A 984-nucleotide genomic window follows, 5' to 3' on the forward strand; every position below is an offset into this window, starting at 1 on the left:
CCCGGTTCGGGCATGAATGCGCCGAGGTCAGCGGGGTCGACCTCGAAGATCTCTCCTGGGTCGTACACGCCGGCGATTTCGAGTCCGTCCCACGGGCCGTTGACCAGCCATACCGTCACACTCTGCTGATCAGTTTTGCGTTCCATGTCACTCATAGTGACGACATGGAGGCCTTGAGTCCCATGCGGCGCGCCCGAGGTGTCGGACGCAGAGCCCGAACCAGAGCATGAACCGGGCACCAACCCGCCCAGCATCCCGGCGAACGATCCCCCAACGAAGACATGGAGGTGCCCTCGGTCGAGGATCAGATCGCTGACTGCACAGCACAATCCAGCGACGCGAACGGGTGCGAGCAGAAAATCCGCGACGGCATCGTCGATCAGCGGCACAGCTGGAGCGCCCCAGGGCCTTGCTCAGCCGGGCTCCGGGACACCTTGCTCCGTTCGGGCGTCGTTTCCTCCGCACCCCCGGACGCAACGACAAGCCCGCCCCCGCCCGCGGACAGGGGCGAGGCCAACGCCTCCGATCGGTCGCTTCCGGTCACCGGCGGCGCCCTGACCGGTCTCGTGCTCGCTGCTTTGGTCTCGACCAGTGCGGGTGGTGCTGCCCTCTGGATAGCGCGCCGCAGCCAGACATCCGCAACCGCAGGTGAGGACGACGCCTGATTCTGGGCTGACAACGAGGGCGCCCCACCACTTGGCGGGGAGCCCTTCTGTGCGTGTCCCCAGAGTCATGAGGATGCCGTCGACCCAACGGCCGCTCCATGCCGTGGGCAGGACACGGCTCCTCCCCCGAGGGGGCCACAACCCCTCCTGACCCCACGGCCGTGTCACTGGACGGCGAGAGGAAACAGGTCTGCTTTATTGATGCCGTGTCCTCGCACCTTCGTCGCTCCGCCACACGCGAGGGCACTGGGCCGAGTGTGGTCAACCGCGGCCCACGGGGCCGGTACCGCATGCCGCGCTGGTACCGGCCCCCTACCCG

The 984-nt window shown here is 67.5% G+C and carries 1 protein-coding gene; it reads right to left on the minus strand.

Annotated elements, in window-relative coordinates; all coding sequences use genetic code 11:
* A partial coding sequence (locus tag D474_RS32090) for a hypothetical protein (protein WP_152477132.1) occupies positions 1 to 389 on the minus strand: 389 nt, incomplete at its 3' end.
* Positions 390 to 984 lie beyond the last annotated feature (595 nt).

The sequence above is a fragment of the Nocardiopsis salina YIM 90010 genome, from assembly GCF_000341025.1.
GTDB lineage: Bacteria > Actinomycetota > Actinomycetes > Streptosporangiales > Streptosporangiaceae > Nocardiopsis > Nocardiopsis salina.